Source organism: Alitiscatomonas sp., assembly GCF_037242085.1.
In the GTDB taxonomy this organism is placed as follows: domain Bacteria; phylum Bacillota; class Clostridia; order Lachnospirales; family Lachnospiraceae; genus Alitiscatomonas; species Alitiscatomonas aceti.
Map to the genome: position 1 here is coordinate 1 of NZ_JAXXBR010000049.1, position 23893 is coordinate 23893.

Annotated in this window: 29 protein-coding genes and 1 tRNA gene; 5 read left to right on the forward strand and 25 right to left on the reverse strand. The window is 55.1% G+C overall.

Annotation, left to right across the window (positions count from 1 at the left end):
- Window positions 1-180 precede the first annotated feature (180 nt).
- A tRNA-Glu gene (locus WIH05_RS03275) sits at window positions 181-252 on the forward strand.
- Window positions 253-465: 213 nt separating this feature from the next.
- On the opposite strand, the gene WIH05_RS03280 is transcribed toward WIH05_RS03275, so the two are convergent.
- From WIH05_RS03280 to WIH05_RS03395, 24 genes are all read right to left on the reverse strand, one after another.
- Complete coding sequence (locus WIH05_RS03280; protein ID WP_022273632.1) at window positions 466-852, reverse strand: Asp23/Gls24 family envelope stress response protein; 387 nt, start codon at window positions 850-852, stop codon at window positions 466-468.
- Window positions 853-1080: 228 nt separating this feature from the next.
- Window positions 1081-1812 (reverse strand): SpoIIIAH-like family protein, encoded by a 732-nt coding sequence (locus WIH05_RS03285; RefSeq protein WP_022273633.1) that lies wholly within the window; start codon window positions 1810-1812, stop codon window positions 1081-1083.
- Between the two features lie 3 nt (window positions 1813-1815).
- A complete protein-coding gene (locus tag WIH05_RS03290; protein WP_337424970.1) occupies window positions 1816-2490 on the reverse strand; it encodes a stage III sporulation protein AG in 675 nt (224 codons plus the stop codon).
- Window positions 2444-3082 (reverse strand): stage III sporulation protein AF, encoded by a 639-nt coding sequence (locus WIH05_RS03295; RefSeq protein ID WP_022273635.1) that lies wholly within the window; start codon window positions 3080-3082, stop codon window positions 2444-2446. The genes WIH05_RS03290 and WIH05_RS03295 overlap by 47 nt, the downstream gene beginning before the upstream one ends.
- A 17-nt stretch (window positions 3083-3099) precedes the next feature.
- Window positions 3100-4263 carry a stage III sporulation protein AE gene (locus WIH05_RS03300; protein ID WP_337424971.1) on the reverse strand — a complete coding sequence of 388 codons (1164 nt, stop codon included), beginning with the start codon at window positions 4261-4263 and terminating at the stop codon, window positions 3100-3102.
- A complete protein-coding gene (locus WIH05_RS03305) occupies window positions 4260-4646 on the reverse strand; it encodes a SpoIIIAC/SpoIIIAD family protein (RefSeq protein WP_022273639.1) in 387 nt (128 codons plus the stop codon). The genes WIH05_RS03300 and WIH05_RS03305 overlap by 4 nt, the downstream gene beginning before the upstream one ends.
- 17 nt (window positions 4647-4663) lie before the next feature.
- Window positions 4664-4858 (reverse strand): stage III sporulation protein AC, encoded by a 195-nt coding sequence (spoIIIAC, locus tag WIH05_RS03310; RefSeq protein ID WP_022273640.1) that lies wholly within the window; start codon window positions 4856-4858, stop codon window positions 4664-4666.
- Between the two features lie 19 nt (window positions 4859-4877).
- Window positions 4878-5414 carry a stage III sporulation protein AB gene (locus WIH05_RS03315; RefSeq protein WP_158357661.1) on the reverse strand — a complete coding sequence of 179 codons (537 nt, stop codon included), beginning with the start codon at window positions 5412-5414 and terminating at the stop codon, window positions 4878-4880.
- Complete coding sequence (spoIIIAA, locus tag WIH05_RS03320) at window positions 5411-6406, reverse strand: stage III sporulation protein AA (protein WP_337424972.1); 996 nt, start codon at window positions 6404-6406, stop codon at window positions 5411-5413. The genes WIH05_RS03315 and spoIIIAA overlap by 4 nt, the downstream gene beginning before the upstream one ends.
- Window positions 6407-6798: 392 nt before the next feature.
- Complete coding sequence (locus tag WIH05_RS03325) at window positions 6799-7704, reverse strand: HAMP domain-containing sensor histidine kinase (protein ID WP_022273643.1); 906 nt, start codon at window positions 7702-7704, stop codon at window positions 6799-6801.
- Window positions 7705-7714: 10 nt separating this feature from the next.
- Entirely contained in the window at window positions 7715-8491 is a 777-nt protein-coding gene (locus WIH05_RS03330; protein ID WP_022273644.1) for an ABC transporter permease, read from the reverse strand.
- The gene (locus WIH05_RS03335; protein WP_022273645.1) at window positions 8484-9398 is read right to left on the reverse strand and encodes an ATP-binding cassette domain-containing protein; all 915 of its coding nucleotides are present in this window, start codon (window positions 9396-9398) and stop codon (window positions 8484-8486) included. The genes WIH05_RS03330 and WIH05_RS03335 overlap by 8 nt, the downstream gene beginning before the upstream one ends.
- A 77-nt stretch (window positions 9399-9475) precedes the next feature.
- Complete coding sequence (locus tag WIH05_RS03340) at window positions 9476-10147, reverse strand: response regulator transcription factor (RefSeq protein ID WP_262427274.1); 672 nt, start codon at window positions 10145-10147, stop codon at window positions 9476-9478.
- Window positions 10148-10214: 67 nt separating this feature from the next.
- Window positions 10215-10694 carry a 23S rRNA (pseudouridine(1915)-N(3))-methyltransferase RlmH gene (rlmH, locus tag WIH05_RS03345; protein WP_022273647.1) on the reverse strand — a complete coding sequence of 160 codons (480 nt, stop codon included), beginning with the start codon at window positions 10692-10694 and terminating at the stop codon, window positions 10215-10217.
- A complete protein-coding gene (locus WIH05_RS03350) occupies window positions 10691-11215 on the reverse strand; it encodes a GNAT family N-acetyltransferase (RefSeq protein WP_215653271.1) in 525 nt (174 codons plus the stop codon). Before WIH05_RS03350 ends, rlmH begins: the two co-directional genes overlap by 4 nt.
- Before the next feature lie 265 nt (window positions 11216-11480).
- Window positions 11481-12179: a response regulator transcription factor gene (locus tag WIH05_RS03355; RefSeq protein WP_022273649.1), complete on the reverse strand. Its 699-nt coding sequence runs from the start codon at window positions 12177-12179 to the stop codon at window positions 11481-11483.
- Window positions 12180-12191: 12 nt separating this feature from the next.
- Window positions 12192-12887 carry a helix-hairpin-helix domain-containing protein gene (locus tag WIH05_RS03360; RefSeq protein ID WP_215653272.1) on the reverse strand — a complete coding sequence of 232 codons (696 nt, stop codon included), beginning with the start codon at window positions 12885-12887 and terminating at the stop codon, window positions 12192-12194.
- 108 nt (window positions 12888-12995) lie between these two features.
- Complete coding sequence (locus WIH05_RS03365; protein WP_022273410.1) at window positions 12996-13424, reverse strand: DMT family transporter; 429 nt, start codon at window positions 13422-13424, stop codon at window positions 12996-12998.
- A gap of 69 nt (window positions 13425-13493) precedes the next feature.
- The gene (locus WIH05_RS03370) at window positions 13494-14354 is read right to left on the reverse strand and encodes a bifunctional 5,10-methylenetetrahydrofolate dehydrogenase/5,10-methenyltetrahydrofolate cyclohydrolase (protein WP_215653273.1); all 861 of its coding nucleotides are present in this window, start codon (window positions 14352-14354) and stop codon (window positions 13494-13496) included.
- 37 nt (window positions 14355-14391) lie between these two features.
- The gene (locus WIH05_RS03375) at window positions 14392-14709 is read right to left on the reverse strand and encodes an AzlD domain-containing protein (RefSeq protein ID WP_022273408.1); all 318 of its coding nucleotides are present in this window, start codon (window positions 14707-14709) and stop codon (window positions 14392-14394) included.
- Complete coding sequence (locus WIH05_RS03380; protein WP_022273407.1) at window positions 14709-15440, reverse strand: AzlC family ABC transporter permease; 732 nt, start codon at window positions 15438-15440, stop codon at window positions 14709-14711. The genes WIH05_RS03375 and WIH05_RS03380 overlap by 1 nt, the downstream gene beginning before the upstream one ends.
- Window positions 15441-15536: 96 nt before the next feature.
- The gene (locus tag WIH05_RS03385; RefSeq protein WP_022273406.1) at window positions 15537-16238 is read right to left on the reverse strand and encodes a hypothetical protein; all 702 of its coding nucleotides are present in this window, start codon (window positions 16236-16238) and stop codon (window positions 15537-15539) included.
- Window positions 16231-17370 (reverse strand): DUF1700 domain-containing protein, encoded by a 1140-nt coding sequence (locus WIH05_RS03390; protein WP_022273405.1) that lies wholly within the window; start codon window positions 17368-17370, stop codon window positions 16231-16233. The genes WIH05_RS03385 and WIH05_RS03390 overlap by 8 nt, the downstream gene beginning before the upstream one ends.
- The gene (locus tag WIH05_RS03395; RefSeq protein WP_022273404.1) at window positions 17363-17683 is read right to left on the reverse strand and encodes a PadR family transcriptional regulator; all 321 of its coding nucleotides are present in this window, start codon (window positions 17681-17683) and stop codon (window positions 17363-17365) included. Before WIH05_RS03395 ends, WIH05_RS03390 begins: the two co-directional genes overlap by 8 nt.
- A 233-nt stretch (window positions 17684-17916) precedes the next feature.
- Here WIH05_RS03395 and WIH05_RS03400 point away from each other — a divergent pair, with 233 nt between their 5' ends.
- From WIH05_RS03400 to WIH05_RS03415, 4 genes are all read left to right on the forward strand, one after another.
- Window positions 17917-19299 carry an alanine/glycine:cation symporter family protein gene (locus tag WIH05_RS03400; protein ID WP_022273403.1) on the forward strand — a complete coding sequence of 461 codons (1383 nt, stop codon included), beginning with the start codon at window positions 17917-17919 and terminating at the stop codon, window positions 19297-19299.
- A gap of 96 nt (window positions 19300-19395) precedes the next feature.
- Window positions 19396-20346 (forward strand): NAD(P)-dependent oxidoreductase, encoded by a 951-nt coding sequence (locus WIH05_RS03405; protein WP_022273402.1) that lies wholly within the window; start codon window positions 19396-19398, stop codon window positions 20344-20346.
- An 86-nt stretch (window positions 20347-20432) separates the two neighbouring features.
- Window positions 20433-21572: an amidohydrolase gene (locus WIH05_RS03410; RefSeq protein ID WP_022273401.1), complete on the forward strand. Its 1140-nt coding sequence runs from the start codon at window positions 20433-20435 to the stop codon at window positions 21570-21572.
- A gap of 76 nt (window positions 21573-21648) precedes the next feature.
- Entirely contained in the window at window positions 21649-22155 is a 507-nt protein-coding gene (locus WIH05_RS03415; RefSeq protein ID WP_022273400.1) for a hypothetical protein, read from the forward strand.
- 149 nt (window positions 22156-22304) lie between these two features.
- Here WIH05_RS03415 and WIH05_RS03420 read toward each other — a convergent pair whose 3' ends face one another.
- Complete coding sequence (locus tag WIH05_RS03420; RefSeq protein WP_022273399.1) at window positions 22305-23717, reverse strand: hypothetical protein; 1413 nt, start codon at window positions 23715-23717, stop codon at window positions 22305-22307.
- Window positions 23718-23893 lie beyond the last annotated feature (176 nt).

The following is a 23893-nucleotide window of genomic DNA, read 5'->3' on the forward strand; positions in this document are numbered from 1 at the left end:
TACATGAATCTGCATAGTTTCACAAGACCTTTATGTATACGGACGCAAAAAACAGTATCCCCATAGGACAGACGCACGGCGCTTCCTGGACGCAGCAGGCGGACAAAAAAAATTTATTTTTTTTTAAAAAAGACTTGCTTTTTTTGAAATCCATGGTATTATAAACAGGCTTGATGATTCGGCCTGTTGGTCAAGCGGTCAAGACGACGCCCTCTCACGGCGTAAACCCGGGTTCGATTCCCGGACAGGTCATACAGGAGCTTTATCAGAAATGATAAGGCTCCTTTTTTTGTTTACGCGGGCAGCTGGCAAACGTCCGTGACTGCACGAGACCCTGGCGGCTGCCGCGATCACCATGAGGAATCCCCGCAGCGTGTTTTTTATGGTTTTTCCGCCGGGCTTCTGGACACAGGAAAAAAGCCGCCGCCCGCAATTTCTGCGGACAGCGGCCCTTACGTTTATTCCTTACTGGTTTTCCTCCAAGCTTACGCCAGCGATCTTGATGTTCACATCCAGAACGATGAGTCCCGTCATATTTTCAATGGCGCTCTTTACCTTATCCTGGACCACCTCGCATACCTTGGGGATGCTGTACCCATACTTCAGATTCAGAGACAGGCTCACGGAAACGTGCTCCTCCGTTACATCCACCTTTACACCCTTGGAAAGGTTCTTCATTCCCAGCTTTCCAACCAGCTCGTTGGTGATGTTTCCAGCCATGGAATCCACGCCTTCCACCTCTGTCGCCGCCAGGCCGGCAATGATTGCCACGACTTCGTCTGCGATCTGTACCTCACCGATCTGATCCTTCTCATATACTTTATGACTGATTCTTACTGTATCCGCTGCCACAATGATTACCTCCTGCGATCATAGTTTTCCTACCATGTCCTCCAGACATTATACCATGTCCTTCAGGCATGGTACCCCTTCGGGGAATTGGGCGCCTGGATTTCTGCGGTGAACGCAGAAACCAGATGCGCGATGGTATAATGTCTGTTTCCAGACATTATACCATAACCACAAAACTTTGCATAGGCTTTTCCAGAAGATTTCTGCGGCGCGCATACAGGAACCGCCTTACTCGGCCAGATCCATCAGCGTGATCACGATGCCGTTGGCCCCCACCTCTGTCTTTCTTTTTACGATATCCTCGATCTGGGCCCGCTCCGGGTCGGTCAGGGTCACCGCGTTGACCACCACATCCACCTGGTCCTCGGTGATGCTGACCACCGGATCCACAAAGCCCTTGGCCCGGAGCAGGGTCTCCGCCGCATTTTCCTTTTCGGAGATCTCCGTCATCCGGATCATACTCTGGATGGCTGCCTGCTTTTCCGTATCCGGGATCTGGCCGTTATTGATCAGCTCCATAAGCGTCTCCTTATTCTTCGCCCGGATCTGCTCACGGCTCAGCTGGACGCCGGCTATGTACTCGGACACACTGGTGCCTCCGGTGAGCACCGCCTCCCCGGGATTTTCAAGGCCTGCGGCCTCTGTTTCGCTTCCCGCCGGTTCACTGCTTCCCGCAGAGTCTGCCGCCTGTGTCTCCCCTCCGGCCTCTGCGTCCAGGCTTCCGGCGCTCTCAAGCTCCCCGTCCAGACTCTGGATCTCCTTTAAGGTACCGTCGTCCGCCCGGTTCACCGCCTGGTTTTCCGCCAGAATGTCCTCATCGGAGATCTCCATCATCCCCGCCTCAAACACATCCGAGCCCGCCACCTCCTTTTTTGCAGAATAATTTAAATATCCGGCTGCCGCGATCATGATCGCCAGCGTGGTGATGATCACCTGGTTTCTCCTGAATATCCGTTTCATTCCTCAGACTCCTTCTTTCACCCTCTTTAATACTTTTATCTTATGTGCCGGCAGCCCGAATAATGCTTCCATGGCCTCAGAAATTTCCGCACGCACACTGGCGTTTCCCCCGCCGTCAGCGCTGATTACGATACCGGCCACCTCCGGCGTCAGCTCCTTTTCCACCACAGGCCCCTGGTTCCCGCCGCCCATGACGGTGCTCTCAGAGAGTTCCTGCTCCCTTACGGTGCACCCGTCCTCTCCCTTTTCCTCTGTGGCTGAGGTCCTGGAATTTTTATCCACATGGAACACCCGCTCCTCCGAGGATTTCAGCACCACCATCACATCTGCCTTTCCTACGCCCTCTACCCGGTCCAGGAGGCCGGCGATCCGCTGCTCCAGCTCCTTTTCATACAGAGATCCGCCGCTGCCTCCGGAGACGGCCTGCGCCCCTCCGGAAAGGCCCGGGAGTTCCCCTTTCTCCGGCCCGTCCGCTGGCCCGTCCAGAAGACGGCCGGTTCCGCTCCGGTCCATGTTTTCCATCCCTCCGCTTCCCACAGCCGCCGCCTCAAGGGATCGTTCCTTTTCTGTCCCCGGCATGGAAAGCACGAACAGCAGCAGCCCGGAGCAGAATACAAAGATCAGCTTTTCCTTATTCATCCTCCAGATCGATCCGGATCCGTCCTTCTTCCACTCCATAATACTCTCCTATCCTTATTTTCAGATTTCCGATCTCCCGGTTGGCCCTTCTGCGCCGCTCCAGCCCAGCCTCGCGGCCGTTTTCCTCCCGGCTCCAGGTTTCCGCTCCCTGTCCCCGGAAGGCCTCCGTATCCCCTTCCAGGGGCCCCGGGCTCCCGCTTCCGGGGATCCCCACGATCAGCTTCACCTCCAGCACTGAACCGAAGCCCGGACGCTCCGGATCCTCCTCCACCACTGCCTCTGCCTGTCTGCATTCCAGACCGGCACTCTCCGCCATGGTCATAAGATCCGTTTCCACCGCCCGCCGGTAGCTGTCCGCAAGCCGCTTCATCCGGATCCCGTCCGCGTCGGCGATCTCCCTCTGTAAGAGCTTCACATCATTCTGGAAGGTGATCCGGCCAAAGGCCCCGGCCATGCGCTCCTCCAGCCCTGTAAGATCCCCCAGGGGCCCGAACACCAGGAGAATGAATACCATCCCGGTAAAAAGCCTCAGGTATTTTTCATATTTCCGGTCCGGAAGGAAGTTTAAGACCGTGGTCATCAGGATCAGATAAAACACCAGGCTGCGGATCCATTCATATACTGCTTCCAATCCTCCTCCTTTCCCGTCTACCCCGCATACCAGACGGCGTTGGTGGACGCACAGAGAACGGCGATGGTCACAGAAAACAAAGCCAGGGAGCAGCCCACGATCTTTAAAAGGATCCCATGGCCAGCCGCCGCCCCGGTCATGCATGCCACCAGCCGCTTATCGCAGACCGGCTGCATCACCGCCGCCGCCATATAATAAAGGAACATCAGCACCAGCAGCTTGATGACCGGGACCGCCGCCATAAAAAGAAGCACCAGGACCGCTGCCGCCCCGGCTGTATTCTTTATCAGGATCCCCGAGCCCATGACCATCTGGGATATGGCTCCTGCTCCGGCCCCTACGCCTGGGATCATCTGGGCCAGCCGCATGGCCGATGCATTTTTTAAGGCATCCGCCTGGGGCAGCACCAGTCCCTGGATCACATGGAAGCCCACGATGATCCCGAACATGGTCTTTAAGGTCCACAAGATCCCCTGCCGCAAAAGCTCTGTGGTCCTGGAGATCATGTCCTCCCTGTAAAGGTTCCCGGCTAACACCAGCATCATATAGACCCGCATCAGAGGAAGGAGCACGCCGGAGACCACGGCCTGGACCACGCCGATGGCTCCAAAGGTAAAGCCGCAGACCGCCGTGGAGGTGAACGCGCCGCCCGCCATGGCCACGGCCAGAAAATACGCCGGAAGGAGCACCCGCATGAATTCCATCAGCTCCTCTGCCACAGAACCGGCAATGGTCACGCTGGCAAAAAAGCTGGCCGCCAGAAAGACCATGTTTAAAAGGTATACCACGTAAAAGCCCGTTTCCGACACATGGCCCGACCCGAAAATATTGGAAAAACCCGAAAAAACGGCTCCAATGAACGCCAGCAGGATGATCTGTCCCACGAACCTGGCGTTGGTCCGGATCTCAGAAAAAAATCCCTCCCGGATCCTCCCGGCCAGCTCCCCAAACACTCCTCCAAGGTTTCCGTCCATGATCTCCTTCATGACGCTGCCAAAGGACAGGCCGCCTGTCTGATCCCGGTCCAGGCCGTCCAGAAACCTCTGGATCTCTTCCATATTAAAATCCTCCAGGGCATAGGGCTCCTCCACTGCCTCCTCCGCCCGGGCCAAACCGGAAAACATGCACAGGAAAAGGGCCAGGGCCAGGAAAAACCGCAGGACCTTCTTCTGCCTCCTCATGACAGGAACACCTGGAGGGTCTCTAAGAGCGCCTGGAGCACCGGCGCACTCACCGCCAGGATGGACAGCTTCCCGAACATCTCCACCTGGGTCCCCAGAGCCGAAAATCCCGCATCCCTGCAGATCCCGGAGGCAAATTCCGCGATGTATGTGATCCCCACCATTTTTAAAAGCGTTCCCAGGTAAATGTTCTTCACCCGGATCTGGCTCCCGATGGCTCGCACTGTGTCCAGGATCAGCTCCAGCCTGGAAATACTTAAAAAGCCAATGACCAGACCGGCCGCCAGGATCAGGTACACCGAATATTCCTGGCGCAGGGGCTTTAGCTGGACCGCCAGGGCCACCGCCGTGATCCCCAGGACCGCCGCCTGTATGATCGTCATGACGCCTTCCCCCTTCCTCACAGGGCAAACAGATTTTTTATGGTTTCAAACAGCTCATATATGTAAGGAACGATCCAGAAGAGCACCAGTACCAGCCCCGCCAGGCTGGTGAGAAACGCCTGGTCCTCCCTTCCGCTGTGCTTTAACACCTGGCAGATCACCGACACCAGGATCCCCACTGCCGCAATTTTAAAGATCAGATTTACACCCATGCCATCCTCCTATGCCATTTCACGCCATGACCACCATGAGAAACAGCCCGGCCGCCATGCCCAGGCACCGGTACAGCTTCGTCCGGCTCTCCATTTCCCTCTTTAAAAACCCGATGGAGCCGTCCGTCTCCTCCAGATAAAACAGAAGGGTCCGCTCCTGCATGTCCTTATGGGCGTAGCCCAGATTCTCTCCCAGGGCCAGGAGATTTTTATGGTCCCCTGCCTCCAGGGGAAATCCCGGCGGAAACCGCTCCGCCTCCTCCTTCCAGATCACAGGAAACGGCACGTCTCCCTGCTCCTCCAGACGCTCTGCCACCCGCAGGAAAAACGCGCCCGGCTCCTTAAGAAAACCGCTCCGGCCCTCTGCGTACCGTCCTCCCACCTCCCGGAGCGCTTCCGGCAGGGTGGCGTTGGCATACAGGATCTGTCCCTTCAAATAAAACATCATCTGCCGGAACAGGAGCAAAAGCTCCAGCTTTTCCTTCCACTGGTCTGCGGCCCAGAAGCCTCCCGCAGCCAATGCCCCGGCCATCATAAGGATCCCTATATATCTCATGCTCCCGGAGCCTCCGCTTTTCCTTCTGTTTCCAGGCTTCCGGCCCCATTCCCCTCATTCTGGCACCCCTTTCCCGCCAGCAGCCTCAGTTCCCCGTCGCACACAGCCTCCACGGTTCCCGGCCCCATCCGCCTGGAAAGCGCCACATACCGGGAAAACATTCCTTCCCGGACCATTTCTGCCAGCACCGGCTTCTTTTTCAGATCCTCCGGGGAGCTTCCGTGGACCGTGGCCAGGATCCGGCAGCCGCATTTCATCACGTATCTTAACGCCTCCAGATCCTCCCGGTCCCCGATCTCATCCACCGCCACCGCGCCGGGAGCCATGGAACGGATCATCATGACCATTCCCAGGGCCTTTGGACATCCGTCCATCACATCCGTGCGCATTCCCAGATCGCACTGGGGTACACCCTTAAAGCAGGCTCCCAGCTCCGACCGTTCATCCACCACTGCTGTCTGGAGACCCGGCCCGTACCGGTTTCCATTGGATACCTGGCGCACCACGTCTCTTAAAAGTGTGGTCTTCCCGGCTCCCGGCGGCGACAGGATCAGCGTATTCTGAAGCCGGCCGTTTTCATAGAGCCAGGGGAGCACCAGATCCCCGCAGCCGGGCTTTTCATGGGCCAGGCGGATATTCAGGCTGGATATATCCCTGATGGTCCTCAGACCGCTGCCTTCGGTGACGGCCTTTCCGGCGATCCCCACCCGGTGGCCTCCCTCGATGGTCAGAAAGCCCTGGCGGATCTCATCCTCAAAGGCATACAGGGAATGCCTGGAAAAGATCCCCAGGATCTCCCGGATCAGCGCCGGATCTGCCAGGACCGGAGACAGATCTGCATCCGGCTCCAGAAGCCCCTCCCGGCCCACCATATATTCCCGTCCGTCCATAAAGACCAGCACCGGCTTCCCCGCCCGCAGGCGGATCTCCTGGAGCTTCCCTCTATCCGGAACAGCCCGTCCAAATATCTGCTTCAGCTCTTCTGCCGTCATATTCCTCACGCTCCTTTACCTCAGTATATGACGGCGGGACAGGTTTATGAATCTGAATTTCCGGCAGGGCCAATGGAATTTCCCAGACAAAAGGATGGTAAGGAAAGCGGATGTTATGCAGTCAGGACTAACCGGAAGGCTTATAGGAAAAATTATTTTGCGGCGCAGCAATGGCTTTTCGTTCTGTGCTTGGGGGATGTTTAGATCATGAAATGCTCATGGCAACAGCAGTTCTTGCAGAATAAAGGATCCGATCATGTACAATGAAAACTTTGAATCAGACAGGGGTAAAGCTATGGGTTTTGATTTTAAGAAAGGTTTTAAAGGGAGCGGCCCATTCCTGGCAGCCGGCGGCACCATCGGGCGTGCCAGCGTGCCAGAGAGGGAACGGCTCACTCCAGCAGTTTTCCAGCCTCTGGGAACCGGATCCGGATCCTTAATTTTCCCTCGCTGTACTCTGCCTCAATGCTGCCGCCCATCCGCTCGGTCAGGATTTTTGCTATGGATAATCCGAGGCCTGTTGAATTTCTGTTGGCCTCCACTGTATAAAATTTATCAAACATTCTTCCCACGGCGACGGCGTTTAAGTTCTGTGCCGTATTGATAAAAGAAATTCCACAGTCCAGATCCATGCAGACGAAGAGATCCCCGTCTGAATACTTAAGGGCGTTGCTGACGATATTGGAGAAAATGCGGTTCACCGCACTTATATCCAGACTGCGGCAGACAGGAGCTTCCGGCAGATGGATCACAGGCTCTATGCCTTTTTCCTGCATGACGCCGTAAAACGACAGAAGGCTTTCCTCCAGCGCCCCGACCACATCCACAGGCTCCGGATGCAGCTCCTGGGAGGACGCGGCCACACTGTACTGGAACAGCTCCTCCGTCAGATCCTTCAGCGCCTCTGTCCGGTTGCGGATCTGCGAAAGGTAACGCCTGACCGTTTCGCCGTTTTCCTCCTGCTCCAGAAGATCCAGATAGCCGATGAGCGCCGTGAGCGGCGTTCTCAGGTCATGGGAAAGGCCGGCAACGGCCTCCTTCAATTCCAGGTCCCCCTGCTGACAGCGCCGGCGCTCTTTGCGGAGCAGACGGAGCTCGAGATTGATATCCGCAGCAAGCCTCCGCATATACGGGTCCCTGGAGGAAACTGAAATGAGCGTGTTGGTATCCGACGTCCGTATGTCATGGAACGCTTTTGCGATCTCCTCTGCGGATCTGTGCAGAAAATAAACCTTTGCAGCCAGGATAACGGCCATCAGAAGCAGGACTCCAAGAATGATCAGCTGTGGAAGCTCCATAATATCCCTCTTACTTTATATCTTTTCTTTGAAACAGAACGATTCCGGCAGCCGCTGTTCCCAGGATCCACAGCCCATTGCAGAGGACCGCCCTCATGGGCTCCCATACCTCCCAGCAGGAAAGCTGGGCGGCCTGCCCGCACGGATTCAGATCATGTAAGATCCCATACAGGACTCTTTTTGCTCCTTCCACGTAATGCGGGTTCAGGGCCCCGTTTTTATACCGGGTCTGCACCAGGATCTGGTTGGTGTGCAGACTGAGAAACAGCATTCCAAAAGAGATCCCCATACACCATACGACCGCCCGGGTCTGGTCCCCACACAAAAGTGTAATGACACAGAACAGACAGGCGATCGCCGCGCTCATGCTGAGGCCCAGGGCAAAATACCCGGCAAACAGGTCCGGCTCCACGTTATTTTCAAAAAAGAACCGGGCCGTCCCAAAGGTATAAAGGACCGTAACGGAATAGACCAGGCCGCAGGCAATGCAGCTTGTCACGAGCTGGGAAAGGACAACCTGGCTCCGGCTTTTGGAAAAGATCAGCTTATTCCGGATAAACCCATCGGCAAAGTCCCTTCCTGTAAATACGCTGACCATGGCGGCAGCAGCCACACCATAAAAGCTCAGAGGAAGAAAGATCACCCGGCTTAAGGGGACCGTATACTCCATACTGGTGGCCTGCATCACCATAAATACCGAGGCTATGACCAGCATTCCAATGAGGCAGGACCAGAAAGCTGCACTTTTTTTCAGACGGTATAAGCTGGCAGAAAGCAGTCTAATCATGGCTTCCACCTCCGATCAGGGAAAGATAGTAGCTTTCCAGGCTTTCATCCTTCTCCGTCATGGACAGCACCTCACAGCCCTCTTCTGCCAGGGAAACGGCAAGCTGCGTTACACTGGGCTTTGCAAACAGGTCGGCCGTGGTTTCCGAGGTGATCCTGTACTCCAGGTGCATGGAATCCAGGACACGGGCCAGGATTCCTGTATCGCTTACCTCCATGCGGATACACTTGCGGCAGGCAGCATCCAGCTCTTCTGCGCTCAGTTCTTTTACCATGCGGCCATGATCTATGATCCCATAGTGGGTCGCCAGCCGGGAAAGCTCGTCCAGAATATGGCTGGAGATCAGGACCGTGATCCGCCTTTCACGGTTCAGCTTCAAGATCAGCTCACGGATCTCCACGATCCCCTGGGGATCCAGTCCGTTGACCGGTTCATCCAGGACAAGGAGATCCGGGTCCCCGGCAAGGGCAATGGCAATGCCCAGCCGCTGCTTCATGCCCATGGAAAAGTTCTTTACCTTTTTCTTTCCAGTGTCCTCAAGTCCCACCAGCTTCAGCAGCCCGGGGATCCCATCATAAGACGGCAGCCCCAGAATAAGATACTGCTGTTTCAGATTCTCTTCCGCCGTCATATCCATATAAACAGCCGGTGTCTCCACCACGGCTCCCATGCGCCGGCGGGCCCTGGACATGTCCCTGCTGCCGCTCTGGATGCCGTAAAGAGTAAAATCGCCGGAAGACGGCTCCTGCAGTCCGCAGATCAGACGGATCAGCGTGGTCTTGCCTGCCCCGTTCTTTCCCACAAAACCATAGACCGAGCCTTCGGGAACATTCATCGTAAGGCCGTTCAGCGCCTGGAAATTTTTATATTTTTTTGTCAGGCTGTTGGTCTGCAAAACATAGCGCATACTTTTTACCTCCTTTAATGACTCCAGTATACAAAATAAAAGTCAAGAAAGTGGTCAGGAAAAACGTCAAAATATAGTCAGGATTTCTGTTCTGTTAACCGGAACCCGATCCCCCACACCGTTTCAATGGGATCCCCACCGCTGACGGCCTGTAATTTCTTACGCAGGTTGCTGATGTGCTGTTTCAAAGACCTCTGGGTACAGTCCGGCGTGTCCATGCTGATCCGGTCCAGAAGGACGCTCTTTGCAATGACCTGTCTGGGATTTTCCATCAAAAGCTTCAGAATGGCATATTCTGTCCGGGTCAGCTTCACGGCCTGGCCCTGGACTGTCAGAGAAAACGTCTCTGTATCCAGCGCCAGATCTCCAACAGAAAGAACACCGCTCTGCCCATGCTGCTCTGCCCTGCGGAGCTGGACCGTAATGCGGGCCAGAAGTTCCTTGGTGTCAAAGGGCTTTGTCATATAATCTGCTGCGCCTCCCAGCAGAAGGTTTACCTTATCCTGCACATCCACCTTTGCACTGAGAACGATCACAGGGATCTTCCCAATATGCGGCAGAACCTCCTCGCCGGAAAGTCCGGGCAGCATCAGATCCAGCAGCACCAGATCCATTTTTTTATTTGACAGGAGATACAGCGCTTCTGTGCCTGAGTAGGCACGGAGAACGGAATAGCCTTCCTTTGTCAGGATCTCCTCCAGCATATCTCCAATATGGATATCATCATCTATGATCGCGATCGTTTTCATCGTATCCCCGCTGTCTGTTTGGTCTTCCGGCATGGCCGGGAGACGGGCTTGTGGTTCGCCCCTGGCATTATTTATGGTATGGTTCTCCCTGGATGATCCGGTAGCTGCGGTAGATCTGCTCCAGCAGAATGACCCGCATCAGCTGATGGGGAAAGGTCATTTTGGAAAAGCTCAGCTTATAATCGGCCCGGGAAAGCACCTCCTTTGACAGTCCCAGGGAGCCGCCGATGATGAACACCAGCTGGCTCACGCCGGAGATCCCCCATTTTTCGATCTTTCCCGCCAGCTCCACCGAATCCAGCATGGCCCCGTCGATGGCAAGGGCGATGACGAAGCTGCCGTCCTTGATATTTTCCAGGATCCGTTTTCCTTCTTTTTCTTTGATCTGGGTCTCCAGGGCCTCGCTGGCTCCATCCGGCGTCTTTTCGTCGGTCACCTGGATCACATCCAGCTTACAGTAACGGCTCAGGCGCTTGGCGTATTCGCTTATGGCGTCCTGGTAAAATTTTTCTTTGATTTTCCCTACGGTGATCAGCGTGATCCTCATGATTTCTGGTCCTCAAATTCCAAAAGCATATCGTACCACACTGCCCCGCCGTGGACCGAGGCGGATACGCCCATGTTTTTATAGCCGAATTTCTCGTAGTAATGGATCAGTCGGTCCTTGCATGTTAGGATCAGGCCTCTGCGGCCTTTGGCTCTGGCGTCTCCGATCATATGCTCCATGAGCAGGGCGGCAATGCCGCAGTTTCTGTATTCCGGCAGCACGTCCAGGCCGAAAATGCTCTGATATGCGCCCTTAGGGTCGTGGAGGCTGCTGTCCTCATACATTTCGTCCCGGATGGTGGTCTCATTGGTCACACAGCCGTTGATAAAGCCTATGATCTGTCCGTCGTGTACGGCCAGGAAAAAGGACTCCGGGAACGCGGCCAGACGATGGGCAAAGGACTGGCGGCCCGCCGCCTCGGCGGCGGGGAAGCAGACGGCCTCCACAGCGGTGACGGCGTCAAGGTCCGCGGGAGAGGCCTGGATGATTTTGATGTCTGTTTTGATGTTTGTATTTTGCATGGTGATCTCCTTTGAAGGTGGGGTTGGGGGGATTGGGATGATGGACTACGCAGTGCCGCCCTATGAAAAAATGAGGCCGGCGATCTGCTTTCATGCGGGCATGATGCCGGGATTGGGATGATAGACTACGCAGTGCCAAGCCAGGGAAAGCCGGAGGCTTCCCCTGGCTCGCGGGCGTTCGCCCTATGAAAAAACGCAGCCGGCGATCTGCTTTCATGCAAGCATGACGCAGATCTCGGGCTGTGTTTTTTCGCACTGCTCATTGCTATGCGCGGAAGTAGTATCCCACTCCCCATTTGGTGTGGACGTATTTGGGGTCGCTGGGGCTGGGCTCGATCTTTTCTCTCAGACGGCGGACGTGGACGTCTACGGTGCGCACGTCTCCGTTGTCCATGGCTTTGTTGCCCCAGACGTAGCCCAGAAGGGCCTCGCGGCTGTATACTTTATTGGGGTTGGTCACGAGAAGCTCCAGAAGGTCGAACTCCTTGGCGGTCAGCTTGATCTCTTTTTCCTGGATGAAAACCCGTCTTCCTTCCCGGTCCAGCTTCAGATCGCCGCACACCACCATATGATCCTCCTGGCGTCCGTTTTTCCCATTCCTTCTGGAGTTCCGGCGCATGATAGCCTTGATCCTGGCTTTTACCTCCAGGATATTGAAGGGCTTGGTGATATAATCGTCGGCTCCATATTCCAGGCCCAGGATCTTATCCATGTCCCCGCCCTTGGCGGTCAGCATGATAATAGGCATCTCAGAAAACTCCCGGATCGCCTGGCAGACCTCAAACCCGTCATGGCCGGGCAGCATCACATCCAGGAGCACCACATCGTACTCCCTTTCCTTCGCCTTTTCGATCGCCTCGTTTCCATCATATGCGCAGTCTACTTCCATTCCATCCTGTTCCAGACTGAACCGGATGCCCTTTACGATCAGTTTTTCATCGTCAACAACCAGAACTCTTGCCATTTTCTCCTCCACTCAAACTGTTATCCTGTCTTTTATCTTCTGAAAACCAGCATTCTTGATGCCAGGGACCTTCATGATATCTTCTATCTTTTTAAAGCCTCCGGATTCTTCCCGGTAACGGATGATATCCTCCGCCTTTGATTCGCCGATCCCGCTCAAGGTCATCAGCGCTTCCTTACTGGCTGTATTAAGGTTCACAAGCCCGCTGGATCCCGGACCTCCGCCTTCAGACGTCCCGGATGCTTCCAGGGTCCTGGCCTCTTCCCGGTCATATACAGTGATCTTCATTCCGTCCGTGATCTTCTCTGCCAGATTTAAGGCTTCGGCAGCCGCTTCCTCTGTAAAGCCTCCGGCCGCCTCCACAGCCTCGTACACGCGGCTTCCCTCCGGCAGCTCATAAACGCCCGGCTCCTTCACCTGGCCGCAGATATGTACAAAGTACCCGGGCCTTTCAACCTCTGCCCGGGCGCTTTCTGTTTCTGTATTTGGACCGGCTTCTGCTCCATGGGTCCCAGGGCTGCCCGCCCCTTCACCGGCCCATGGGCCGCTTCCTTCTGCCCCGTCCGCCGTCTGCACCCCGGCCCCTCCGGCCGCCGTCTCCCCTTCCAGGACTATGCTTCCCTCCCGGAAAAGAGAACCGCCGTAGCAGACTCCGGCCACTATGAAAAAAGCCGCTGCCAGAACGGCCTTCCAGTATCCTTTTGCCATATTCGCACCTCCCGAAAAATATTCCGGAAGATACTGCTCTGCCTTCTTCTATTCTATCCAAACCACCGGCCAAAAACAAGTCTATTTTTGAAAACTTTCTCTCTGCCCTTACCAGCGGAACACAATGATCCCGGCAATGGCAACAGCGGCTCCCAGAAGCTTTCTCCACTCAAACCCGGCCCTCTCCACTCCGAACATCCCAAACACCTCCACCACATAAGAGACCAGGATCTGCGTCACCACGATCAGCAGCGTGGCCCTGGCCGGTCCCAGCCCGTCCATGCTCTTAATGACCGTCCATGTGATGAACGCGCCCATGACTCCGCCCAGCAGCATGTATTTTCTGTCTATGGAAAACATGCCCCAGATCTCTCCGCGGCCCGTACAGAAATAAAGGACCACACACGTAATAAGCGCCGTGGCCTGGACCCAGCCGGCCGCTGCCCAGATACTGCTCTGCTTTGTGACCTCCGTGTTAAAGACGCCCTGAAGGCTCATGAGCGCCCCCGAGATCAGCGCCACCAGAATTCCCCACATAAAAAACCTCCTGAAAATAGATTACCTGTAACCAGTATGCCATTTCCAGGAGATTTTTATTCAGTCTGCTCAGTTCTGCGCCTGCTCCGCTCCATATTTCCGCAGGGCCGCCTCCGCCAGATGACGGCACAGCACTGCCGTTGTCACAGAGCCCACGCCCCCAGGCACCGGTGTGGCGGCGGCCGCTGCGGCTTCCAATCCGTCCCACTCCACATCGCCCTTAAGGGCTCCGTTTTCATCCACATTGATCCCCACGTCAGCCACCACTGCGCCGGGCTTCACAAACTCCCCGGAGATCATTCCCGCCTTACCGGCCGCCGCCACCAGGATATCCGCCTCCCGGCACACGGCTTTCAGATCCGCCGTTTTCGTATGACAGACGGTGACTGTGGCGTTTTCCTTTAAAAACAGCATGGACAGCGGCCGTCCCACCACCATGCTCCGGCCCACCACCACGGCCCGCTTTCCCTCCATGGGGATCTGGTAGGTCTTTAGGATCTCAATGACCGCCTCCGCCGTACATGGGGCAAAGCCGTCCTTCTCTCCCGCAAAGATCCTGGCCCGGTTCACCGGACTGATACCGTCCAGATCCTTCTCCGGCCGGATCAGCTCCTCAAAGGTACGGCCGTTCATGTGGCGCGGCAGAGGACAGAATAACAGGATCCCGTCGATGGAAGGATCGTCATTGATCTTCTGGAATTCTGCCTGGAACTCCCCTTCGCTAATGGATTCCGGAAATGCAAAGGACCGGGCCTCCATGCCAAAGGATGCGATCTTTTTCATCACATTCCTCTCATACGACAGATCGTCCGGCCTCTCGCCGACCCGGACGATGGCCGCCGTGGGAACATGGCCTCCAAGCCCTTCCACCATTTCCTGCACCTCTTTTTTGATCCTTGCCGCCGCTTCTGATCCCTTTAATACCAGCATGCAAAACACCTCCTCAGATACCCAAAACTGCCAGTTCCTATAAAAGAAGCTCCACAATATACACGACTGCGATGGCAGAGCAGGCCACCGTCACCAGTCCCTTCCTGTAATAGCTCAGCACAAACGCCGTCGCCGTTCCTGCCAGGGCCGAAACAAGATTTCCTGTGGATGTGAACACATCCGGAAAGGTCATGGCCCCCAGTACCGCATAGGGCGTATAATCCAGGAACGACCGTATATATCTGGACCTGATCTGTTTTCTGAAAACTGTAAGGGGCAGTACCCGGGGCACGTACGTCACCAGCGCCATGAGAAATATACAGATCACTGCCCGCTTCATATCAAGCGATTCCATTACTCCGTCTCCCCCTCCTTTTTCACGTATTCCGCCTCGTCCCTGGGGAACAGGGCCGCTCCCAGTCCGGCTCCAGCCACTGTGGACAGGATGATCCGGAAGCCCGGGGAGATAAAGGAAAATACAGGGATATATTTTAACATACAGTTGGCCGCCACTGCCATCACAACGATCAGAAATACATGAATGGAATCCCGGGAGGCCGGTACGATCAGCGCAATAAACATACCGTATAAAGCGATCCCCATGGCATTCTGGAGGGCTTCCGGCAGCACTGCCGAAATGCTTCCGCCCAGGATCGTACCCAGATTCCAGCCCAGGATCGGGAATAGGATCAGTCCAAACAGATAGGGCGCCCGGAGGATCCCAGGCTTCAGGGACGCCATGACAAAGGTTTCGTCTGTGATCCCAAAGCCAAAGCCCATTCTGGAAAGGATCCCCGTTCCCTTCTCCAGCCGCTGTCCCAGGGACAGGGACATGAGCATGTAGCGGATGTTGATCACAAAGGTGGTCATGGCCACCTCGATGTATCCGGCTCCCTGGAGGATCAGGTTCGTGCCTGCAAACTGTCCGGCGCTGGTCAGATTCGTTAAGGAGATCAGCGCCGCCGCCCACAGGGGAAGTCCCCCGGAAACCGCGATAAATCCAAAGGTAAACGCCACCGGCGCGTATCCAAGCCCAATGGGGAAGCCATCCCTAAGCCCCTGGACCAGTTCTTTTCTTACGTTCATATTCTGCCTCCGCATCTTCCGTCTCTGGCGTATGCCTCTTACATCTGTGGGAGGCCGCCTTCCTTATTGTAGCACAATACGCGTCCCCGGTCAATTTTATCTGTTTTCTTCCACTGCCTCCATGTCAGCCGGATTCACCAGGATCCGCACCTCTGTGATATACGCCGGCTCATAGCTGGAGATCCGTTTCTCTTTCACTTCCTTTAAAAATTCGTCCTTACATTCCATAAAGATCTCCAGGTCGCCTCCCCGGCTGGAGGCCATGAGCTCCAGACGTCCCTGAGGCTCCCCGGCCGTCTTTTCTTTGGTCTGTCCGCCGTCCCCGCCTGGATCTTCCGGATCATCTGGATTTTCCGAATTTTCTGGAATTTCCAGGTTTTCCGGATTTTCTTTATCTTCTCCGGCTGTCTCTCCCGGCCCTCCCGTCAGCCCTTCTCCGGAAGCCTCTGTGCTCTCCGCTCCAGGCCCCTCCAGGAATTCATAAAACTCCAGGAACGGCTCCACCCGCTTCTTATTATAAGTGACCTCATACCGGATGATCCCCTCCGGAACCGCCGGATCGGCCTCGATCCCATCGCTGACTCTCCGTCCCCAGAAGCCTGTGTCCACGATCAGGCTGCCTTTTTGCCGGTCAAATGAAAAATCCAGATTCTTCGTCTCCAGATCCTCCCAGCCGATCTTCTTCTCCCCCGCATATGTAAAGGACGAGTATTCCACCAGCGCAGTTCCTGCCCCGACACCGCAGAGCAGGACGCCTCCCAGGAATGTCCCAAATAAAATCTTCTGTATCCTACGCATACTGCCCGCCTTCCTTTCCGCATCCGCTTTCATGCTCTGGTTCCGCCGGGATATCTGTCTGGCTCTCTTTCCATTCCTCTTCCCGGATCTCCTCCTGGTTCACCTTCCATGTCTCTTCCCGTATCTCTTCCTGGCTCTCCTTCCAGCTCTCCGCCCGGTTCTCCTCTCCAGCCGCCTCCGTTCCTGCAGACGCTTCCTCTTCTGCCTCCCCATTCTCCCATTGGGAAACGGCTCCCGGTCCTTTTTTCTGCTTTTTCCAGCGAAGGGTCATGCCCAGACCGGCGGCAGAAAACAGGCTCACCGTCGCTCCCAGACAGCCCAGGGTCACTCCGGCCACCGGATATCCCTGGACCATCAGCACGGCCAGAACTCCAAGACAGAATAAAAACATAAGTCCTGTACCGCCCATACAGCCTGCCAGGAAGATCCAGACCCCGTTCCAGAAAAGCCTGGCAGTCCAGGCGGTCAGCCGGATCAGACTGTTAAAGCACCGTTTTGCCATACCTGCCAGCCTGCGTCCAAAGGAACCGGCGGTCCTTCCTAAAGATACTCCGGCGTTTCCTCTCTTCTTTCCGGCATTTTCCATCTCCATACTTCCATCGGTCCGATACAGCCGTTCCTCCCTCCGCTGCTTCCAAAGTCTGGAAAATCGCCGGAATGGACGCCCAAGCAGCTCCTTCCAGAATACAAAAACGCCCGAAAACCATCTGCCGGTCCGCCTGGCAAGCCTTACGGCCCGTCTTCCCAGCTCCGAAAAAAATCCGGCTGCTTTCTTTCCAGACCCGGCTGCCCTGGCCTTCCACGTTTCCGACGCCGCCCGGCGTTCTTTTTCTCCGTCTCCCTGGTCTTCGCTGGATCCGTCCCCATCGTTCCGGCCGTCTTCCGCTGCTCTCCAGCCGTCTCCGTCCCTTTGTCCCGGGCCGAAATCGGCCCGTACATGGTAGGCCTCCAGGATCTCCGCCGTCAACTCCGGAATACTTCCAAAATCCGCAATGGCCTCCTCCTCCGACAGCCCGCTTTTTACCTTCATATCAATATGCTGCTCATATTCGCTTAATATATCCCTGAGCTCTGATTCCTGGAGCACGGAAAGTGACCGCTCCAGCTCTCTCATAAATGTGTTTTTATCCATTCTTACACCCCTCCAAAAATGCTCCTACTTTTTCCGTCAGCTCATTCCATTCCTTCTCCAGCGTGTCCCGGTACAAGACCCCGGCCGCCGTCAGATGGTAGTATTTTCTGGGCGGTCCCTCTGTGGATTCCCGCAGATACGTTTCAAAATACCGCTCGTTGGTCAGACGCTTAAGAAGAGGATAAATGGTTCCCTCATTGACGTCCACCACCTTGGACACCTCCTCCACCAGCTCGTAGCCGTACATATCCCTCTGCCGGACCGATTCCAGGACCACCAGCTCCAGGACGCCTTTTTTTAACTGCGCATTCATCTGTCCACCCTTCCTTTCCCGGCCTTTCTCTTTCGTAATACTATATTATATCTACTACTATGCAATGTCAAGTACTATGGAAAACAAAATTCTTACAGGATTCTTACGCTCCCGCAGATGAAGATGCGCAGGAATCTTCCTTCAGACACGGATCCCCCTTCCCTTTTCCCTGTCTGTGTAGTATAATACCTTCTATAACTTTAAAGCATAACACTTTACAGGAGAAAACTATCATGAAGCTTATCACAACCATCTACAACCTTCTATGGGGCGATCTGGTTACGATCCCGCTGCCCGGCGGCGGCTCTCTGGGTCTGTCGCTCCTGGTACTTCTGCTGATCCCCGCCGGGATCTTTTTTACGGCGCGCACCCGCTTTCTTCCGGTGCGTCTCTTCCCCGAAATGCTGAAGACTGCCGTGGAAAAACGGACCTCTTCCCAGAAAAACTCCATTTCCGGCTTCCAGACCCTGATCATCGCCACTGCCACCCGTGTGGGCATGGGAAATCTGGTGGGCGTGGTGGCCGCCATCTCCGCCGGCGGCGCGGGAGCCGTATTCTGGATGTGGGTCACAGCCCTTTTAGGCTCCTCCACAGCCTTTGTGGAGGCCACCCTGGCACAGCTCCATAAAGAAAAGGATCCCTTATACGGCGGCTACCGGGGCGGTCCTGCCTATTATATCCATAACTTTTTCACCCGCAAAAGCCAGACAAAGCCCCGTTACTCCCTGATCGCCGTCCTGTTTGCCATTTCCGGCCTGATCTGCTGGTGCGGCATCAGCCAGGTGATCAGCAACTCTGTATCCACGGCATTTTCCAACGCCTTCCACATCCCGCCTCTTTATACCACCATCCTTCTGGTGCTTCTGGCGGCTGTGATCGTACTGAGAAAAAATGCCACGGTCAAGGTCCTGGATATTATGGTCCCCATTATGGCTGGCTGCTACTTTTTCATCACCCTGTTTATTATTTTTAAAAACATCGGACAGCTTCCGGCGGTCTTCCATCATATTTTTTCCGAGGCCTTCGGTCTCCGCCAGGTGGCTGCCGGCGGCTTCGGCGCTGTTCTCATGAACGGAGTCAAGCGCGGCCTTTTCTCCAATGAAGCCGGCTCCGGATCGGCTCCCTGTGCCTCTGCCGCAGCCGATGTGGATCATCCGGCCAAAGCAGGACTGATGCAGGCCTTTGGCGTTATCATCGACACCATCGTGATCTGCAGCTGCTCAGCCTTTATCATGCTCCTGGCTCCGGCAGATCTCATAAACGGTCTGGAGGGCATGGATCTTCTCCAGGCGGCCATGAATTACCATCTGGGCTCCTTCGGCGTTATCTTCATCGCCGTCACCCTCTGGCTGTTCAGCTTCTCCACCTTCATCGGGATCCTGTTTTATGCCCGCTCCAATGTGGCCTACCTGTTCGGCGACAACTGGCTTTCCCAGACAGCCTATAAGCTCCTGGCCCTGGTCATGCTGTTTGTGGGCGGCATGGCTGCCTACACCTTTGTATGGGACCTGGGCGACGTGGGCATCGGCCTTATGACCATCTTTAATATGCTGGTGATCTTCCCGCTGTCGAAGCAGGCCATTGACGCCCTGAACGACTACGAAAAGCGCAGCTGATACAGAGACTTTTAAGAAGTTTTATACAAAAAACATTTCCTTATTGGAAAATTTATGCTACAATAGGTACAAAATAAGTTTTGAGAGAGGACGCTCATGAATCATAAAACCGTGGTCTTAAATGCCGCCAAAATGAATTTTGACGGAAATCTTGATTTCTCTGTCCTGTCTGAGGACGTGACTGTTTATGATGATACGGACCAGGACCAGCTTCTCTCCCGGATCCAGGAAGCGGCAGTGGTGGTCACCAAGGAAATGCCCGTAAGCGGGGATCTGATCCGCCAGTTTCCAGATTCCGTGAAGCTGATCTGCGAAGCCGGGACCGGATACAACAATCTGGATCTGGAGGCTGCCCGCCAGAAGGGGATCACGGTCTGCAACATCCCGGCATACAGCTCCCAACGGGTAGCCCATACGGCTGTTATGATGATCCTGAACTTAAGCTCATCCATGCAGCTCCAAATGAAGATGCTGGCCAGAGGCTGCCATGACAATTTCACAAAAAATCTCCAGGTAAGCCATGTGGAGGTCAACAATAAGGTGCTCGGCATCATAGGAGCCGGAAACATCGGCCGGGAGGTCATAAAGATCGCCCAGGCCATGGACATGAAGATCCTGGCCCATACCCGGACCTTCCGGGAGGATGCAGACGGCGTTCACTACGTGGATCTTCCAACGCTTCTCCGGGAAAGCGACTATGTCTCCCTCCACTGTCCCCTGACTCCGGAGACGAGACACCTGATCAACCGGGAGACCCTGTCCATGATGAAGCCCACGGCTTTCCTTATCAATACTTCCCGGGGAGCCCTGGTGGACGAACCGGCGCTGATCGAGGCCTTAAAGACCGGAGTGATCGCCGGAGCCGGGCTGGATGTGCAGGAAACGGAGCCCCCGCTTCCCGAAAATCCGCTCTATACCATGGACAATGTGATCCTGACGCCCCATATGGGCTGGAAGGGTCTGGAGACCAGAAAACGGCTGGTATCCATCCTGGCCGGAAATATCGAAGCTTATTTTCAGGGAATGCCCGTAAATGTGGTATCCTGATCCCTGTTTCCCAGCTTCTAACCGCAGCCCTGGCTGCGTAAGAATAAAAACAGACTCCCTGTGAGTCCAAAAGGAGGAACTATCCCATGATCTTAATTAAAAACGGAACGCTCCATACTGCTGTTTCCAAAGAGCCGCTCCAGGCAGATATCCTGGTTGACGGCGGAAAGATCGTAAAGATCGGCGCCGGCTTAAGCAGTGAGGGCGCAGAAGTCATCGACGCTTCCGGCCTCAATGTATACCCCGGTTTCGTAGAGGCCCACTGCCACATCGGACTGGACGGATACGGCATCGGCTATGAAGGCCACGACTACAACGAGCTGAATGATCCGGTTACTCCCCAGCTCCGCTCCATCGACGGTATCAACCCCTTTGATCCGTGTATGGAAATGGCGGCAAAGGCCGGCGTTACCTGTATGGCAACTGGCCCAGGCAGCTCCAACGCCATCGGCGGAACCTTCGTGGCCATGAAGCCCCACGGCAAACGCGTGGACAACATGATCGTGAAATTTCCCGTTGCAATGAAATGCGCCTTCGGTGAGAACCCGAAGCGCTGCTACCAGAAGAACACCATCACCAGCCGTATGACCAACGCTGCCCTGATCCGCGAGGCATTAAAGAAGGCTTCCCTTTATAAGGCAAAGGTTGAGGCTGCCGGTGACGATGCTTCCAAGCTTCCGGCTTACGACCAGAAATCCGAAGCCCTGATCCCGGTATTAAATAAAGAGATCCCCTTAAAGGCACATGCCCACCAGGCCAACGACCTGTGCACTGCCCTGCGCATTGCAAGAGAGTTCGATCTGGATATTACCTTAGAGCATGTAACAGAAGGCCATATGATCGTGGATGAGCTGGCCAAGGAGAACGTTCCCCTGGCTGTGGGCCCCACCTTCGGACATGCCAGCAAGTTTGAGCTTCAGAACAAGACCTGGGAGACCCCCGGCGTTCTGGCAAAGGCAGGCTGCCACGTTTCCATCATCACCGACGCTCCGGTGATCCCGCTCCACTACCTGCCCTTATGCGCAGGCCTTGCCATGAAGGCTGGTATGGATGAGTATGATGCGCTCCGCGCCATCACCATCAATCCCGCTGAACACATTGGCGTTGCTGACAGAGTCGGTTCCCTGGAGGAAGGAAAGGACGCTGACATCGTGATCATGGACGGCACGCCGTTCACTGTTGAGGGTGTTGTAAAGCACGTATTCATTGACGGAGAAGAGATCTAGGATATAAACCGACCGGCATGCTCCCGCGGGTATGCCGGTCTTCTTATGTCATAAGGTATCATTCAGGGAGGTTTCCATGTCACCAGCATTTATATTCGAGGGCTGCGGTACCAGGGAGGCTGTAAAAAAATTCCGGGGACATGTCTTCCCCCGGTGGTTTTCCGTCACAGTCAGCCTGCTTTCCGCCCTCTTTGCCGCCGCAGGCCTTTTCTTTTTCCTTGGGGGCCGCCATAAGCTGGCCCTTTATTACGCCGGCTCCGCCCTCCTTCTTCTGGTCTTTAATCTTGCAGGAAAGGCTTTTCTGGTCCGCCGGCTTTCCTCGGTGCTGGATCAGATCCTGGGAGGTGACCCCGGCTTTGCGGTCTGCTTTTACGAAAACTACTTTTCCATCGTCCGTCAGAAGGACCAGAAGCTCATTCCCGTTTATTACAGCCGGATCAACCGGATCGCCTGCCAGGACGGGATCATGGCCGTATTTACCGGAGAAAATCTCTGTATTCCCTTCCGGGATCCGGACGGCGGCCAGGTATGGGATGATCTCTGCCGGTTTTTAAAAGAAAAGAATCCATCCATCGTCATATAAATCATAAGAAGCACGCTGCGCGGATTTCTCATGGTTATGGCGGCAGCTGGCAAGGTCCCGTGCAGGAACAAACGGACTTTGACCCGCGGCCCGCGTAAAAACCGCCTGTACAGGAGCCCCTCGGCCCCGGTACAGGCGGTTTGTTATCCTTAATCAAATTCTTCGTAAACCGGCTCCACGGGATCTCCCAGCAGGCCGTTTCCAGCGGCTTCACCGTTGATCTCCGTTAAGATACCGGAGCTGTTGACCTTATAGCGGTTTCCATCCCTGTCCTTTACAGTCGTATTCTTTGAGATACGGCCGGAGGTATTGACCACATACGTCTTATACTGGCCGCCGGACGGAAGGCTCACCAGCATATAGCGGCTGTCAGAATCTGCCTTCTGAAGTTTTCCCATATAGTACAGATAATTGCTCCTGACGCCTGTGAAGCCGCGGCCCGCATAGCTTCCCTCGTTGAAGTAGAAGGTGCTCCTGGTCCCGTCGCCCTCCTCGATGGTCCGTTTTCCCTTTACTACGGTCCTGGAATCCTCATCGAAATAGTAGGACGTATATTCTCCTGTGTCCCCGATCTCCACCTTATGGAGCCCCTTCACCGGATTGCCCCGCTTGTCAAACAGATAGTTCTTTCCATCGATCCTTACGAAATCATCGGTGGAGGCTTCCCCAAACTCCGGTCCTGTCTTGGGCTCTCCGTCTTTATTAAAGTAGTACCATTCCACCGACTCGTCCACGTTGTCCAGCAGCCGTTCCGGCGGCTCCAGGGAAAGCCATCCACTGATGGCGGCTCCTACTTTGGCATTTTTGATCTCAGGCTCCGCGAAATACCGCCAGTGCTCAATGGTATTGGAGCTGGCAGAATCCGGATCTCCATCCATATACACCCAGCCGGTCTGCATCTTTCCGGTGGAATCAAAGCAGTAATATTTTCCGTCGATCCGGCTGACCCGGTACTCGCCCTCCTCGTCTCCGGTGGAGGTGCAGTACTTCTTTCCGCTGGGAGCAAAATAATACCAGTACTGGCCGTCGTCGCTCTCCGGACCGTAGGTATAATCGTCCTCATCCTCGTCATAAGGCGGCTCCAGGTATCTCCAGCCAGTCTTCATAGCTCCGTCGCTGCCCAGATAATACAGATTGTCCTCTGTCCAGCCGGTCTGCATCACGCCTTCGGAATCAAACAGATAATTCCTTCCGTCGATCTTCTTCCAGCCGTCCTTTACGACCTTCCCGCTGTTTCCAAAATAAAACCAGACGTCCTCATCCCCGCCGTAATAGGAACGGGTCTTTACCCACTTATTGGCCACCATGATCCCGTTGGAATCCACAAAATAATCCTCGTCTGCCCAGCAGCTGACCGCCATCTCTCCGTTTCCGTTTAAATATCTCCACAGATTATCGGCGCCCTTTCTCCACTCATTGGTCACCCGGTTTCCGTACTGGTCCATATATACCCAGGTATTGCCAGACATGGCCCAGCCTTCTGCGGCCAGCGCCTCCATAGTCATAAGCCCGAGGCTTAAAACGGCGGCAGCTGTCAGTACCTTCAGTCCCTTTTTCTTCATAAAATCCATCTCCTTACCCTCTGCCTTTTTTCATACAGCCCCTGCTTTACGATCTATCCCGGAGCCGTATATCCCTGGTATCATTCTACCAGTATCTTACAAAATATTCAACCAGAAGAATCTTTCAATTCTCTTACATACTCCCGGCAAATGCCGCAAAACTGCCGCAATCCCAT

Coding starts and splice junctions, on each gene's coding strand:
- WIH05_RS03285 (WP_022273633.1), bottom strand. CDS start 1,812: ATGAAACGGATATTCAGGAGAAACCAGGTGATCATCACCACGCTGGCG.
- WIH05_RS03290 (WP_337424970.1), bottom strand. CDS start 2,490: ATGGAGTGGAAGAAGGACGGATCCGGATCGATCTGGAGGATGAATAAG.
- WIH05_RS03300 (WP_337424971.1), bottom strand. CDS start 4,263: ATGAGGAGGCAGAAGAAGGTCCTGCGGTTTTTCCTGGCCCTGGCCCTT.
- WIH05_RS03305 (WP_022273639.1), bottom strand. CDS start 4,646: ATGACGATCATACAGGCGGCGGTCCTGGGGATCACGGCGGTGGCCCTG.
- spoIIIAC (WP_022273640.1), bottom strand. CDS start 4,858: ATGGGTGTAAATCTGATCTTTAAAATTGCGGCAGTGGGGATCCTGGTG.
- WIH05_RS03315 (WP_158357661.1), bottom strand. CDS start 5,414: ATGAGATATATAGGGATCCTTATGATGGCCGGGGCATTGGCTGCGGGA.
- spoIIIAA (WP_337424972.1), bottom strand. CDS start 6,406: ATGACGGCAGAAGAGCTGAAGCAGATATTTGGACGGGCTGTTCCGGAT.
- WIH05_RS03325 (WP_022273643.1), bottom strand. CDS start 7,704: ATGGAGCTTCCACAGCTGATCATTCTTGGAGTCCTGCTTCTGATGGCC.
- WIH05_RS03330 (WP_022273644.1), bottom strand. CDS start 8,491: ATGATTAGACTGCTTTCTGCCAGCTTATACCGTCTGAAAAAAAGTGCA.
- WIH05_RS03335 (WP_022273645.1), bottom strand. CDS start 9,398: ATGCGCTATGTTTTGCAGACCAACAGCCTGACAAAAAAATATAAAAAT.
- WIH05_RS03340 (WP_262427274.1), bottom strand. CDS start 10,147: ATGAAAACGATCGCGATCATAGATGATGATATCCATATTGGAGATATG.
- rlmH (WP_022273647.1), bottom strand. CDS start 10,694: ATGAGGATCACGCTGATCACCGTAGGGAAAATCAAAGAAAAATTTTAC.
- WIH05_RS03350 (WP_215653271.1), bottom strand. CDS start 11,215: ATGCAAAATACAAACATCAAAACAGACATCAAAATCATCCAGGCCTCT.
- WIH05_RS03355 (WP_022273649.1), bottom strand. CDS start 12,179: ATGGCAAGAGTTCTGGTTGTTGACGATGAAAAACTGATCGTAAAGGGC.
- WIH05_RS03360 (WP_215653272.1), bottom strand. CDS start 12,887: ATGGCAAAAGGATACTGGAAGGCCGTTCTGGCAGCGGCTTTTTTCATA.
- WIH05_RS03365 (WP_022273410.1), bottom strand. CDS start 13,424: ATGTGGGGAATTCTGGTGGCGCTGATCTCGGGGGCGCTCATGAGCCTT.
- WIH05_RS03370 (WP_215653273.1), bottom strand. CDS start 14,354: ATGCTGGTATTAAAGGGATCAGAAGCGGCGGCAAGGATCAAAAAAGAG.
- WIH05_RS03375 (WP_022273408.1), bottom strand. CDS start 14,709: ATGGAATCGCTTGATATGAAGCGGGCAGTGATCTGTATATTTCTCATG.
- WIH05_RS03380 (WP_022273407.1), bottom strand. CDS start 15,440: ATGAACGTAAGAAAAGAACTGGTCCAGGGGCTTAGGGATGGCTTCCCC.
- WIH05_RS03385 (WP_022273406.1), bottom strand. CDS start 16,238: ATGCGTAGGATACAGAAGATTTTATTTGGGACATTCCTGGGAGGCGTC.
- WIH05_RS03390 (WP_022273405.1), bottom strand. CDS start 17,370: ATGGATAAAAACACATTTATGAGAGAGCTGGAGCGGTCACTTTCCGTG.
- WIH05_RS03395 (WP_022273404.1), bottom strand. CDS start 17,683: ATGAATGCGCAGTTAAAAAAAGGCGTCCTGGAGCTGGTGGTCCTGGAA.
- WIH05_RS03400 (WP_022273403.1), top strand. CDS start 17,917: ATGAAGCTTATCACAACCATCTACAACCTTCTATGGGGCGATCTGGTT.
- WIH05_RS03405 (WP_022273402.1), top strand. CDS start 19,396: ATGAATCATAAAACCGTGGTCTTAAATGCCGCCAAAATGAATTTTGAC.
- WIH05_RS03410 (WP_022273401.1), top strand. CDS start 20,433: ATGATCTTAATTAAAAACGGAACGCTCCATACTGCTGTTTCCAAAGAG.
- WIH05_RS03415 (WP_022273400.1), top strand. CDS start 21,649: ATGTCACCAGCATTTATATTCGAGGGCTGCGGTACCAGGGAGGCTGTA.
- WIH05_RS03420 (WP_022273399.1), bottom strand. CDS start 23,717: ATGAAGAAAAAGGGACTGAAGGTACTGACAGCTGCCGCCGTTTTAAGC.